Here is a 14,330-nt window from a genome sequence, read left to right as displayed (position 1 = left end):
AATTATTTTATAAAAGTAAGAGCTCACGAACTATACTACTTCCTTTTTTCAATCAATTTTAAATGAAATGACAAATCGTAGAAATTTTCTAAAAAAAACAATGATTGCTTCAACAGCAGTCGCATTGAGTTCTTTCAAAGGCATAGCATCAGGAGAAGAAGAAACAATAATAAATGCACCAAAAACAAGAAAGCCTATTGTACTTTCAACTTGGCGTTTTGGTCTTGAAGCCAATGAAGCTGCGTGGAAAATATTAAAAAATGGAGGACGTGCCTTAGACGCTGTAGAAGCAGGCGTAAAAGTGCCCGAAGGCGATCCAACGGAAAGAAGTGTTGGATACGGAGGGCGTCCCGATAGAGATGGACGCGTGACGCTGGATGCTTGTATTATGGATGAAATGTCGAATATTGGCGCTGTAGGGTGCTTAGAACATATTAAACATCCTATTTCTGTAGCACGTGCCGTCATGGAAAAAACACCTCACGTAATGTTAGTGGGCGATGGTGCCTTACAATTTGCTTTAGCACAAGGTTTTCCAAAAGAAAATCTTTTAGTACCTGATTCAGAAAGAGAATGGAAAGAATGGTTGAAAACATCAGAATATAAGCCGATTGCAAACATCGAAAATCACGACACCATCGGAATGATAGCATTGGATACCGCTGGTAATCTCTCGGGAGCCTGTACAACAAGCGGAATGGCTTTCAAAATGCATGGGCGTTTAGGAGACTCCCCTATTATTGGTGCGGGTTTGTATGTAGATAACGAAATTGGCGCTGCAACTGCAACGGGTCATGGGGAAGAAGTAATTCGAATTTCGGGATGCCATTTGGTGGTCGAATTAATGCGTCAGGGAAGATCACCTCAAAAAGCATGTGAAGAAGCCGTTTTGAGAGTTGTAAAACTGATGAAAAACAGGAATAAGGATTTGAAAGATATTCAAGTTGGTTTTATTGCTTTGAACAAAAAAGGCGAATACGGTTCGTATTGTGTTCAGAGTGGTTTCAACTATGCCGTTTATGACAATACCGGAAACCGATTGATTGATCCGGATTATTATCTAAAACCATAAATAATCAATTACCCTTTACAATGATAAAATACAATTTAGAAATTGCCTGTTTTAATGTAGAATCGGCAGTAATTGCCCAAAAAAATGGAGCCAATCGTGTAGAACTCTGTGATGAAATGAACGAAGGAGGAACAACCCCTTCTAAAGAAGCTGTAATCGCTGCTAGAGAAAAATTAACCATTGATATGAATGTAATGATTCGACCACGTGGTGGAAATTTCGTCTATAGCGATGCAGAATTCGAACAAATGAAACAACAAATAATAGCATACAAAAAATTTAAAGTTGACGGATTTGTATTTGGAATTTTGAATCAAGACAACAGTATTAACGGCGAGCGAAATAAAGAATTAGTGTTTTTAGCAAAACCGTTGCCCTGTACTTTCCATCGCGCTTTTGATGTCGTCCCCGATGTTTACAACTCCTTAGAAACAGTTATTGATTGTGGATTCAAAAGTATTTTAACTTCAGGTCAAGCGCCAAATGTGATGGAAGGAATTACTGTTTTAGAACAATTGACAAAAAAAGCAGGAAATCGAATCATCATTATGCCTGGTGGCGGGGTACGTTCCTCAAATGTGACTCTGTTAAAAGAAAAAATGAATACCACCTATTATCATTCTTCTGCAATCACCAACGAAACCGAGACAGCCGATGGGAAAGAAGTAAAAGCTCTGGCTACTCATTTAAAGTAAAAAAACACAAAATGAAAAACAACTTCAAAATCTTGTTTGCTTCTTTCATATTAGCTCATTCAATTTACCTTCATGCCCAAAATGATTTTAGCCTAAAAGCGGACAAATCAGAGGAAGAAAGTTATGTCTGGACCAAAGATCCACAAGTAAAAGCTAATCTAGATAAATGGCAGGGCTACAAATTTGGTGTATTGATCCACATGGGACTTTACAGTCAATTAGGAACAGTAGAATCCTGGGGATTGGCTCCAGAAGATTGGGTGACTAGAGATGGCTATGACAATTATTATACCTATGCCACCGATTACAGGAACACCAAATACAAATTAAATCCAACAAATTTGGATGCTGAAAAATGGGCAAAAATGTTTAAAGAAGCTGGTGCAAAATACATGATTTTCACATCCAAACACCATGATGGATTCTGTATGTATGATTCAAAATTCACCGATTTCAAAATCACAAATCCAGCATTTCCTTATGCTAAAAACCCCAAAGCTGATGTTTTAAAAAACGTATTGGATGCATCCAGAAAACAAGGATTGGCAGTGGGTGTGTATTTTTCAAAACCCGATTGGACAACAGAAAATTTCTGGTGGTCTTATTATCCACCAAAAGACAGAAACCCTACCTACGATATAACAAAATTTCCAGAAAGATGGAAAAGCTATGTGCAATATACCCAAAATCAGCTGAACGAATTAACCACAAATTATGGAAAAGTAGATATTCTATGGCTTGATGGCTGTTGGGTGCGCCCCTTCTCCACCATCAACAAAAAAGTAGAAGAGTTCTGCAAATATCCATACGATATGGATATTAACATGAAACTGATCGCAGAAACGGCTCGAAAAAAACAGCCTGGAATGTTGGTTGTAGACCGATGGGTTCCTAGCGAATATGAAAATTATTTAACTCCAGAACAAAAAACTCCAGAAAAACCTTTGAGCGTACCATGGGAAAGCTGTATAACTCTTGGTGGAGCTTGGGGATGGGTGCCGAATGACAAGTATAAATCCTCAAAAGAAGTCATCCAATTGATGACCAACATCGTGGTAAAAGGCGGAAACCTCCTACTAGGTGTAGGACCTGATGCTAAAGGTGAATTTGACCCAAAAATTGAAAAAACACTAGCTGCCGTTGGAAAATGGCTTGCAATAAACGGCGAAGCTATTTACAATACCAAACCCGTTACACCATACTTAGATGGAAAAGTGGGGTATACTCAAAAAGAAAATACAATTTATGCCATTTATTTGCCTTCAAAAGACGAAAAAGAAATCCCTTCCGAAATTGCCATCAAAACTAATATGAAAGGGAGCTTGAAGGCCACTTTATTAAGTGACAAACGAAAATTAAGATATAAAAAAGTAAATAACGGAATTCTAATTGCCATTCCTAAAGAACTTAGATCTACTTTAGCTAGTCATGAAGCGATTGTAATTCAATTAACCAACTAATTATATTTAAAACTTATATGACTACCCGTTAGTTATTCCATATAAACAGAACGAGAAAAAAAATCGCTTTTTCACAATAGATTACCTATGTGAATAGTAAAACGTCTATTTGTTTCTCTTAAAAACAGCAAATTCTATGATTCTAGCCTGGACTGAGGCATCAAAGTGTGGTAAAAAATAATTTCACCCAACGGGTACCTTTAATTTTTTGGTATGCGTTAAGGGCAGTTCTTTAAAAAAAATGGCACCTTTTCTGGCATTTTATTGGACATTAATTGCCTCTAACTTTAGTTGAAGAAGTGAAATTTGAAAGTTTTTAACGACTTTAACCAAAATTAGCTACTTTTATTTGACTAAAGCCAAAGCAATCAATCTGCATAACTCCAGCTAAAGCTCGAGCCAAATGAAAGCAGGTCAAGCTGAGTAGTTACAAAAATCAAATTTTTAGAAATTGTAAACATTTCAAAATCTTTTCCTATACTTTCAGCAAGAATACCTATTTTTATAAAGTTCAAATTTACCCAAAACTTACCACTGTTTGATGCGTAATTCCTATACTTTATTGCTTTTATTGGTACTTACTATCTCACCTTCAATAAAGGCACAACACCATTCTAAATTAGAAGTAGCAGTAAATTGGGTAAATAAATCATTATATGTAGAGCAGGAACTTCTTTTTTTTAATGACTCTAACGACACACTAAAGAGTATAATCCTGAACGATTGGAACCATGCTTATTCCGATGTTTCAACGCCCTTAAGCAAGCGATTCTCGGATGAATTTTACCGTGGTTTTCATTTGGCAAAAAAACAGGAACGAGGAGGCACATTTCATTTGAACATTCAAGATAAGGATCAAACCGAAATGTCTTGGAATCGATTACATGAAAAACCAGATGTAATAGAGCTAAAGCTTACAAAACCATTACTTCCTCATCAAACGACCTTAGTTCAACTTTCATATACTGCAAAAATTCCTAGTGATCGTTTTACTGGAATCGGCTATACAGCCAAAAAAATGACCTTGAAAAATTGGTTCCTATCGCCTGCCCGATACGAAAATCACCATTTTATTCAAAATAGCAATGCCAATTTAGAAGATATCGCCAACGCTATTTGTTCTTATGAAGTTACCCTAAAAGTACCCTTAAATTTTAGTGTAACTAGCGATATGATTTGTGCAAAAACGAACAGAGATAACCATTCGAATAGTTATTTTTTAAGCGATAAAAATAGAACTGATTTTAGTTTGTTTATAGAAGAAAAAAACAGTTTTACGACTTATAAAAGCGACTTTATAGAAATACAAACCAATCTTAATGACTATCAAATAGATTCCATCAATAAAGCAATAATTATCAATCAAATTTCCCATTTTGCAAGAACTACTATCGGAGCCTTTCCTCATGAAAAAATAACTGTTTCGCAATCAGATTATGAACATAACCCTTTTTATGGGCTGAATCAATTGCCTTCTTTTGTCAGTCCGTTTAGCAACGAATTTATTTTTGAATTGCAATTTTTAAAAACGTTCTTAAACAATTATTTAAAAAACAGTTTGCGTTTGAATCCTAGAGAAGACAACTGGATTTATGATGGAATACAAGTTTTTACGATGATGCAATACATCGACACGTTTCATCCTAATAGTAAAATGCTTGGAACGATCGGAAAAATAAAATTACTTAAAGGCTACAATCTTATCAATTTAGATTTTAATGAGCAATACAGTTATTTTTATATGCTCATGGCCAGAAAAAATTTGGATCAATCTCTAAGCGATCCCAAAAACACATTACTACGATTCAACGAGCAAATTGCCAGTAAATATAGAGCAGGATTGAGTTTTAGGTATTTAAATGAATATTTGAAAGAAGACGTTGTTCCTAAAAGTATTGCCACTTTTTTCGAATTAAATCAGCAAAAACAATCCAATGGCTCAGATTTAAAAACCATTCTAAATTCGAATACTTCAAAAAATATCGACTGGTTCTTTGAAACTATCATTGGCTCCAGAAAACTCATCGACTACAAATTCGATCATGTCACCCATACCAAAGATAGTATTAGCTTTGCCATCAAAAGCAAAACAGGTGTAGCAGTGCCAATGCCAATTTATGGAATAAAAAAAGGAGCAATTGTATTCAGTAAATGGCTAGATATTCCAAAAAATCCTGATACTATTTATACGATACCAAGAGAAAATGCCGATAAAATTGTTTTGAATATAAAGGATGAAGTTCCTGAATTTAACCTGAGAAATAACTGGAAGAAATTGGACGGTTTTTTCCCCAACAACCGCCCCATAAAATTTGTATTCTTAAAAGATTTAGAAGACCCTTATTACAATCAAGTTTTGTTTACTCCTGCTTTAGGATTCAATGTATATGATGGTTTTTCTCCTGGTATGCGTTTTCATAATAAAACTATTCTAAACAAACCTTTTACTTTCGACTTTAGTCCAATGTATTCTATAAAAACACAGACTTTTTCAGGTTCTGGTTTTTTTGTCATCAATCAAAATTACCGCGAAAGCCGATTATACAATGTTCGTTATTCCCTTGGCGCATCCTACTTTCATTATGCTCCTGATGCCACCTATCTTCGACTCAATCCCATGATTCAAATGCAAATAAGAGGTAAAGATTTCCGAGACAATCGCAAACAACTTTTGGTCTTTCGTCATGTGATGGTCGAAAGAGAAAAAAGTGCCATCGTAGCAGACAAATCTTTGCTCAATTATGCTGTTTTTAATGCAAAATACATCAATTCAAAAACAGAAATAACCAATCATTTAAGCTTTACAACCGATTTGCAATTGGCAAAAGAATTTGGCAAAACATCGGCAGAAATTGAATACCGAAAACTGTTTCATGCTAATCGCCAATTGAATGTACGATTATTTGTAGGCCGCTTTTTGTACAACACTTCAACTGATTCTAATTTTTTTAGTTATGCCTTAGATCGTCCGACCGATTATTTGTTTGACTATAACTATTACGGTCGTTCAGAAAGCACTGGTTTTTTTAGCCGACAATTTATTTTGGCTGAAGGAGGATTTAAGTCAAAACTCAATAAACCCTATGCAAATCAATGGTTGACTACTTGTAATGCAAGTTTTAATATTTGGAATTGGATAGAATTGTATGGCGATGTTGGTTTTGTAAAAAATAGAGGCACCCAAGCACAATTTGTTTACGATAGTGGCGTTCGATTAAATTTACTTACGGATTATTTCGAACTCTATTTCCCGGTGTATTCAAGCAATGGATGGGAAATATCCCAATCCCATTATAATCAGAAAATTCGTTTTGTAGTAACATTTGATCCTGGTAAACTAATCAGTCTTTTTACCCGAAAATGGTTTTAAAATCATTTAAAAATTGATTAAAAAATAAATATTTGTTATATTTTTAACAAATAAATACACAATTACATGATTCTACCCCCCAATTAAACAGATTTTGTTGAAAATAATTTAATTTTATTTTACGCAACGAATTATGAAAATCACTTGTTTTTAAGTAAGTTTGTAGAAAATTACTATCAACAGCATCATGGTAAAAGAACAACACAACACTACTCTAACTTTTGAAGATTTCAAAACAGAAGTTATAAACGATTACAAATTAGCCATTACCAGTCGGGAATGTAGCCTTTTAGGACGCAAAGAAGTACTTACTGGCAAAGCCAAATTTGGAATTTTTGGAGATGGTAAAGAAGTACCACAATTGGCAATGGCCAAAGCTTTTCAAAATGGAGATTTTCGTTCTGGATATTACCGAGATCAAACTTTTATGATGGCGATAGGTGAATTAACACCTGTACAATTTTTCGCTGGACTCTACGGACATACCGATCTTTCTTTCGACCCCATGTCGGCAGGAAGACAAATGGGAGGCCATTTTGTGACTCATAGTCTAAACGAAGATGGGTCATGGAAAAACTTAACCCAACAAAAAAACTCAAGTGCTGATATTTCTCCAACTGCTGGACAAATGCCTAGATTATTAGGATTAGCTCAAGCTTCCAAAATATACAGAAACGTCTCTGGCATCACTAATGCTGCTAATTTTTCAACTAACGGAAACGAAATCGCGTGGGGAACTATCGGCAACGCTAGTACCTCTGAAGGATTGTTTTTTGAAACCATCAATGCTGCTGGTGTTTTACAAGTTCCAATGGTAATGAGTGTATGGGATGACGAGTATGGTATTTCTGTTCATGCTAAACATCAAACCACCAAAGAAAATATTTCTGAAATTTTAAAAGGATACCAAAGAGACGAAAATAGTAACGGCTATGAAATTTTCAGAGTAAAAGGTTGGGATTATGCAGAATTGATCGCTACCTACGAAAAAGCCGCAGCAATTGCCCGAAAAGAACATGTACCCGTTTTGATTCACGTGCATGAACTTACCCAACCCCAAGGTCATTCTACCTCTGGTTCACATGAACGCTATAAAGATAGTGAGCGTTTGGCCTGGGAAAAAGAATTCGATTGTTTGCGTCAAATGCGTTTATGGATGATTGCCATCAATATTGCATCGCCAGAAGAATTAGACGCAATTGATGCCGAAGCTAAAAAAGAAGTAGTAGAAGCCAAAAAAGAAGCTTGGAACAACTTTATCCAACCTATAATCAATGAACAAAAAGAACTCATTGGTTTGCTAGAAAAAATTGCGCCATCAAGCACCAACAAAGATTTTATTCTAAAACATTGCGCTGATTTAAAAGCCATTAAGAACCCTTTAAAAAAGGAAATCTTAATTGCCGCAAGAAAGTCATTGCGCTTGGTCATCAATCAAAATGGTCATCACGAACTAGCACAATGGATTTCAAATTATATTGGCATTACACAACCAAAATTCAGCAGTAATCTTCACTCTGAATCTGCACTAAATGTACATTCTATACAAAAAATAGCGCCAACCTATAAGGAAAATGCTTCTGCCGATACAGACGGAAGAATGATTTTACGCGATAATTTCGATGCTCTTTTTAATAAACATCCCGAAGTTCTAATTTTTGGTGAAGATGCTGGTGCTATTGGAGATGTAAATCAAGGCTTAGAAGGCATGCAAGAAAAATACGGTGAACTTCGTGTGGCCGATACCGGCATTCGCGAAGCAACTATTGTAGGTCAAGGGATAGGAATGGCATTGAGAGGATTGCGCCCTATTGCTGAAATTCAGTATTTAGATTATTTGCTTTATGCGATCCAAATCATGAGCGATGATTTGGCCACCTTACAATATCGTACGGTTGGAAAACAAAAAGCACCACTTATTGTTCGTACTCGTGGTCATCGTCTAGAAGGAATTTGGCATTCTGGTTCCCCAATGGGAATGATCATAAACGCAGTTCGAGGAATGCACGTTTTGGTACCTAGAAACATGACACAAGCTGCTGGATTTTACAACTCTCTATTGGAATGTGACGAACCTGCATTAGTAATAGAATGTTTGAATGGGTATCGCTTGAAAGAAGTAGCACCAACCAATTATGGTGAATTCAAAACCCCTATTGGAGTTGTTGAAACTTTAAAAGAAGGTACCGATATCACTTTAGTTTCTTACGGCTCTACTTTGCGATTAGTACAACAAGCAGCTAACGAACTTTTAGAAGTAGGCATAAACTGCGAGGTAATTGACATTCAGTCATTACTTCCTTTTGACTTGGATCATGATATAGTTAAGAGTTTAGCCAAAACAAATCGCCTTTTGGTAATCGACGAAGATGTTCCTGGTGGAGCTTCAGCTTATATCTTACAGCAAATTACAGAAATTCAAGACGGATATAAATATTTGGATAGTAAACCAGAAACACTTACTGCCAAAGCACATCGTCCTGCTTATGGAACCGATGGAGATTATTTTTCAAAACCTTCAACCGAAGATATTTTCGAAAAAATATACAGTATGATGAACGAAAGTAATCCAGTTAAATTCCCTAGTTTATACTAACTTTATTAATCACTTTTTCTAATGTCGTTTCTCTATTGAAACGGCATTTTTTTTATAAAAATATAGTTCAAAAAAAATTAGTGTTTAGTTATGTGCTTTTTTACTACTTTTAAAAAAAATCACAATACAGCATGAGCCCTTTTGAAAATTTATTGTACAATCTTACAGAAGTCAAAGTAATTGCTCCTGATATCCCGAATTCGTTATATTTTCCTTTAGACTTATCTATAAACAACAAAGCTTTAGCAAAATCAAACCCTACCACATCAGAAGATTTTGAGAACTTCATACATAAGCTTTTAAAGGAAAACAATGCCAAAATAGCTTTTGGTGGATATAATGAGACTAGAAACCTTTACAAACGAAGCCCCGTTTTCAAAAGCGTTAAGCAAGAAGAACGTAATATTCATATCGGTTTGGACTTATGGACAACTGCCGAAACTCCTATTTTAGCTGCTTTGGATGGAAAAATTCACAGCTTTCAGTTTAATGACAACTTAGGAGATTATGGTCCCACCATTATTCTAGAACACGAAATAGACGGTCATAAATTCTATACTTTATATGGTCACTTATCCGTAGAAAGCCTTCAAATACTGTCTAAAGGACAAATCATAAAAAAAGGAGAACAGATAGCAACACTAGGAAACGCTAGCGTAAATGGCGATTACGCACCTCATTTGCATTTTCAAATCATAAAAGACATACAAAACAAAGAAGGAGATTATCCAGGCGTATGCAGCCCAAGCTCCCTTTCATTTTATCTTGAAAATTGTCCGAATCCCAATTTATTACTAAAAATCAACTCATAATCATGCATCCAAACAAACAACTCATCCATAAATTCTACACAGCTTTTCAAAATGGCGACGCTCTTTCCATGAAGCAATGTTATCACCCCGACATTGAATTTCGCGATCCCGCTTTCGGCCTTTTAAAAAAAGAACAAGTCAATATGATGTGGAAAATGCTTTTAGAAAGAGCCAAAGGAAACATCAAAATAGAGTATTCTAATGTTAAAGCAAATGACACATCCGGCATTGCACAATGGGTTGCCCATTATACTTTCTCTCAAACTAACAAAAAAGTGGTCAATCATATCGCTGCCGAGTTTGAATTCAAAGACGGGCTTATCTATAAACATAACGACAACTTTAATGTATGGAAATGGTCGCAACAAGCTTTAGGATGGAAAGGATACCTATTTGGATGGACTGGTTTTTTTCAGCAAAAGATCCAAGAAAAAGCATTGTATTCCTTAAAAAAATATTGTGAACGATAAACCATAAAAAAAGGCCTATTAAGAAAAACTTCTCAATAGACCTTAACTTATGCTATGCCACACTACAAAAAGATGCTTAAAATATAATACGTAATCGCAGCTAAAAGTGCAGAAATCGGAATGGTTAACACCCAAGCCCACATCAAACTTACGGTTACGCCCCAACGCACTGCAGAAACTCTTTTAGTCAATCCAACACCAATGATAGAACCTGTAATCGTATGTGTTGTACTTACAGGAATCTTAAGATGCTCTGTAAAATATAAGGTCAATGCTCCAGCTGTTTCGGCAGCAACTCCTTCGAAAGATGATACTTTAGTAATCTTGGATCCCATTGTTTTCACAATCTTCCAACCCCCACTCAAAGTACCCGCTGCAATAGCAGTATAACAAGCTAAAGGAATCCATGAAGGCATTGCACCTTTTATCCCTTTATCATCGTTTGGCAAAATAACATTCAACCAATCTGGTAACGATTCTTGAGCGACTCCACTCGTATGAATATAAACTGCAACTGCTGCTGCAATAATCCCCATCACTTTTTGAGAATCATTTCCACCATGCCCTAAACTAAAGGCAGCAGAAGAAAGTAATTGAAATTTTTTCAACCATGAATTCGCCTGATGAATATTCAAGCTACTAAATATTAAACAGAATGTACTGATTGATAAGATAATAAAAGCCACTAACAACCATTTGATATTGTGCGCTTCAAAAGCAACACTCCAAAAGTGAGAATCGAATCTTGGTTTTTCAATATCAGCATAATATTTCATTTGTTTTTCAACAAACCAAACCGTTACTGCCATAATTGACAAGGTAAATATTTTTGGATAAACACTTTTCTTAGAAGAATTCAATAACCAAATAGAGATTAAATACGAAATCAAAGCTCCTAACAAAGGCGCTAAAACAATAAACGCAATCACTATTAACACTCCAGATGGTAACCCTCCATCTTTTCCTTCTTTAAACCAAGTTACCACTCCAAACCCTGCATGAGCAATGGCTGCACCAGCAAAACCTCCAATCAAGGTATGAGAAGAACTCGATGGAATTCCTAACCACCAAGTCAATAAATTCCAACAAATAGCCGCTATTACTCCTGCTAAGATGACTACCAAGTTGATATCCATAGTGCTGGCAGTTTTGGCTACAGTATCTGCTACTCCAAAACCAAAAACCCAATAAGCTAAAAAGTTAAAAAAAGCAGCCCAAAGCACAGCTTGAAAAGGAGATAAAACCTTGGTAGCTACCACAGTTGCAATTGCATTGGCTGCATCATGAAAACCATTGATGTAATCAAAAATCAAGGCCAAAACAATGATAATTATTAATAAAGTAAATTCCATAATTGTATTTTCTATAGGGAATAAAAGGTTTATGAGTGTTTCACAGTGATGGATTCTAAAACACTGGCTACACTTTTACATTTATCCGTAGCAGTTTCTAATACAGAAAGTACTTCTTTGTATTTAATAATATTTTTTACATCGGTTTCGTTTTCAAAAATTTCAAAAACAGCTTTATTATAAACATTATCAGACTTGTTTTCCAATTTGTTTATTTTAGCACAAGCATTGGTAATGGTTTTCATTCGTTCTAAATTCTTCAACTCTTTCACCGCCTCGTCAATATGATGACAAGCCTCAAGATTGATCTCAGTTAATTTACGAATTGATTTGGTAATTTTATCTACTTGATACAAACGCATTCTACTAGCTGCACCATGCAAATTATCAGCAACATTGTCAATAGAAGTAATCAAAGAGTGAATGTCCTCTCTATCGAAGGGAGTAATAAAATTTCTACTCAACTCTAGGTTGGTTTGACGCGTAATATCTTCTCCACGCTGTTCTAATTCATCAATTTTCAAAAACAAAACTTCTCGTTCTTTCAAAGGCAAATTAACTGCTTCGTGTAAATTCGAAGCCAATTCAATTAAATTACTAGAGGCTTCTTCGAAAAGTGGAAAGAATTTTTTGTCTTTTGGTACTAAAAATTGGAATAAACTATTAATTGTCATTTTTTATCGATTTAGATTTGCAAAATTAATCCATTATTTACAGCTAATGTTAGCTTAATGTTATCAATTCGTCTTCAATATGAAAACTATTTAGAAAAGCAATTGTCTTCTCAATATCGTAATGGAAAATTCGATCTTCATTAACAAATGGAACTTCTTGACGATACGAATTCAAGAACATTTCTATAAAATCACTAGACTGTAAGGGCCTTCTATACTCGATGGCCTGAGAAGCATTCATCAACTCAATAGCCAGAATACGCTCTAAATTATCCATGATACGCAAGCATTTTGTAGCGCCATTAGCCCCCATACTTACATGATCTTCTTGACCGTTACTTGAAACAATACTATCAATACTTGATGGAGTCGCTAACTGTTTGTTTTGGCTAGCAATACTAGCAGCAGTGTATTGTGGAATCATAAAACCAGAATTCAATCCTGGATTATCAACCAAAAAAGCTGGAAGATTTCGTAAGCCAGCAATCAATTGATAGGTTCTTCTTTCGGAAATACTTCCCAATTCAGCCAAAGCAATTGCCATAAAATCGAGCGCCAATGCCAGAGGTTGTCCATGAAAATTCCCTCCAGAAATGATTTGATCACTTTCAATGAAAATATTTGGATTATCAGTAACCGAGTTGATTTCGGTCTTAAAGACTTTTTTTACATACTCCATGGCATCTTTTGAAGCACCATGCACTTGGGGAATACAGCGGAACGAATAAGGATCTTGCACATGCAATTTGGGTTGCGCTATAATTTGGCTTCCAGCCAAAAAATCATTTACCCGCTGTGCGGTTTGAATCTGTCCTTTGTGAGGGCGAATAAAATGAATCAATTCATTAAAAGGTTCAATTCGTCCATCAAAAGCCTCCAAAGAAATCGAACCGATTAAATCTGCAAAATAAGACAACTTATATCCTTTAATCAAAATGTGAGCGCCATAAGCCGCCATAAATTGAGTTCCGTTCAACAAAGCTAAACCTTCCTTGGATTGCAAAACTATAGGATCCCATTTAAAAGTTGCGAGCACCTCACTAGCGTGGACTTTTTTTCCTTCAAAATACACTTCACCTTCACCTAATAAGGGCAATGACAAATGAGCCAAAGGAGCCAAATCACCTGAAGCCCCAAGCGAACCTAAGGTGTACACAACTGGATATATTCCGTTATTATAAAAATCAACCAAACGCTCTACCGTTTGCAATTGAACTCCAGAATAACCATAACTTAACGATTGAATTTTAAGCAACAACATCAATTGAACAATAGCCGTAGGAACTTCCTCTCCAGTACCACAAGCATGAGACTTTACTAAATTTTCTTGAAGCTTTGACAAGTTTTCGTTAGAAATTTTAACATTACACAACGAACCAAAACCAGTATTAATCCCATAAATAGGTTCGGTATGCGTAGCCATCTTTTTATCCAAGAAATCCCTACATTTCTGAATATTTACTTTGGCTTCTTCTGATAAAGCAATGGTTTTTTGAAAAGCTACAATCTCTTGAAGTACTTCAAAAGTAAGGAGTTCGGTAGAAATATAATGCGTATTATCCATTTTAATAATCGTTTAAGCTCCAAAATTGAATAAATTCACATTAAAAACCAACAGAAATTAGAAATAATTAAAAAAGAGCAAACATTTTTAACACACTATTCCTTTTTTAATCGAGGAAAGTTTTCATCTTAGATTAAAATACTTGACTTTATTTTAAATTTTAAATCTCAAAAACAAACCTTAAAATAAAAACATTCGACTTACTTGAAGCTATTTGTTTCACATTTAATAAAAAAAACATTTACTTCTTAGCTTTGAACACAAG

10 protein-coding genes are annotated in these 14,330 nt (G+C 35.3%); 7 read left to right on the top strand and 3 right to left on the bottom strand.

The features are described from left to right. The first annotated feature begins 67 nt into the window (after positions 1-67). The 7 genes from FLB_RS04605 to FLB_RS04575 all read left to right on the top strand — a co-directional run bounded on the left by FLB_RS04605 (position 68) and on the right by FLB_RS04575 (position 10,475). Positions 68-1,072 (top strand): isoaspartyl peptidase/L-asparaginase family protein, encoded by a 1,005-nt coding sequence (locus FLB_RS04605; RefSeq protein ID WP_064714771.1) that lies wholly within the window; start codon positions 68-70, stop codon positions 1,070-1,072. A gap of 20 nt (positions 1,073-1,092) precedes the next feature. Next, entirely contained in the window at positions 1,093-1,767 is a 675-nt protein-coding gene (locus tag FLB_RS04600) for a copper homeostasis protein CutC (protein ID WP_064714770.1), read from the top strand. A gap of 11 nt (positions 1,768-1,778) precedes the next feature. Next, positions 1,779-3,227, top strand: coding sequence for an alpha-L-fucosidase (locus FLB_RS04595; protein WP_082923205.1), 1,449 nt, complete (start codon positions 1,779-1,781; stop codon positions 3,225-3,227). Between the two features lie 541 nt (positions 3,228-3,768). After that, complete coding sequence (locus FLB_RS04590) at positions 3,769-6,597, top strand: aminopeptidase (RefSeq protein WP_231891040.1); 2,829 nt, start codon at positions 3,769-3,771, stop codon at positions 6,595-6,597. A 187-nt stretch (positions 6,598-6,784) separates the two neighbouring features. Further along, complete coding sequence (locus FLB_RS04585; protein ID WP_064714769.1) at positions 6,785-9,193, top strand: thiamine pyrophosphate-dependent enzyme; 2,409 nt, start codon at positions 6,785-6,787, stop codon at positions 9,191-9,193. Between the two features lie 131 nt (positions 9,194-9,324). After that, on the top strand, positions 9,325-10,005 hold the full coding sequence (locus FLB_RS04580; RefSeq protein ID WP_064714768.1) for a peptidoglycan DD-metalloendopeptidase family protein: 681 nt from the start codon (positions 9,325-9,327) through the stop codon (positions 10,003-10,005). A 2-nt stretch (positions 10,006-10,007) separates the two neighbouring features. Continuing rightward, positions 10,008-10,475 (top strand): nuclear transport factor 2 family protein, encoded by a 468-nt coding sequence (locus FLB_RS04575; RefSeq protein ID WP_064714767.1) that lies wholly within the window; start codon positions 10,008-10,010, stop codon positions 10,473-10,475. A 62-nt stretch (positions 10,476-10,537) separates the two neighbouring features. On the opposite strand, the gene FLB_RS04570 is transcribed toward FLB_RS04575, so the two are convergent. The 3 genes from FLB_RS04570 to hutH are packed head-to-tail and all read right to left on the bottom strand — an operon-like array spanning position 10,538 to position 14,065. Next, positions 10,538-11,827, bottom strand: coding sequence for an inorganic phosphate transporter (locus FLB_RS04570; RefSeq protein WP_064714766.1), 1,290 nt, complete (start codon positions 11,825-11,827; stop codon positions 10,538-10,540). A 29-nt stretch (positions 11,828-11,856) separates the two neighbouring features. Next, positions 11,857-12,501, bottom strand: coding sequence for a DUF47 domain-containing protein (locus tag FLB_RS04565; protein ID WP_064714765.1), 645 nt, complete (start codon positions 12,499-12,501; stop codon positions 11,857-11,859). A gap of 49 nt (positions 12,502-12,550) precedes the next feature. Then, positions 12,551-14,065, bottom strand: coding sequence for a histidine ammonia-lyase (gene hutH / locus FLB_RS04560; RefSeq protein WP_064714764.1), 1,515 nt, complete (start codon positions 14,063-14,065; stop codon positions 12,551-12,553). Between the last annotated feature and the right edge of the window lie 265 nt (positions 14,066-14,330).

The sequence above is a fragment of the Flavobacterium succinicans genome (assembly GCF_001662485.1).
In the GTDB taxonomy this organism is placed as follows: domain Bacteria; phylum Bacteroidota; class Bacteroidia; order Flavobacteriales; family Flavobacteriaceae; genus Flavobacterium; species Flavobacterium succinicans_A.
This window is presented reverse-complemented; position numbering and strand designations above follow the sequence as displayed.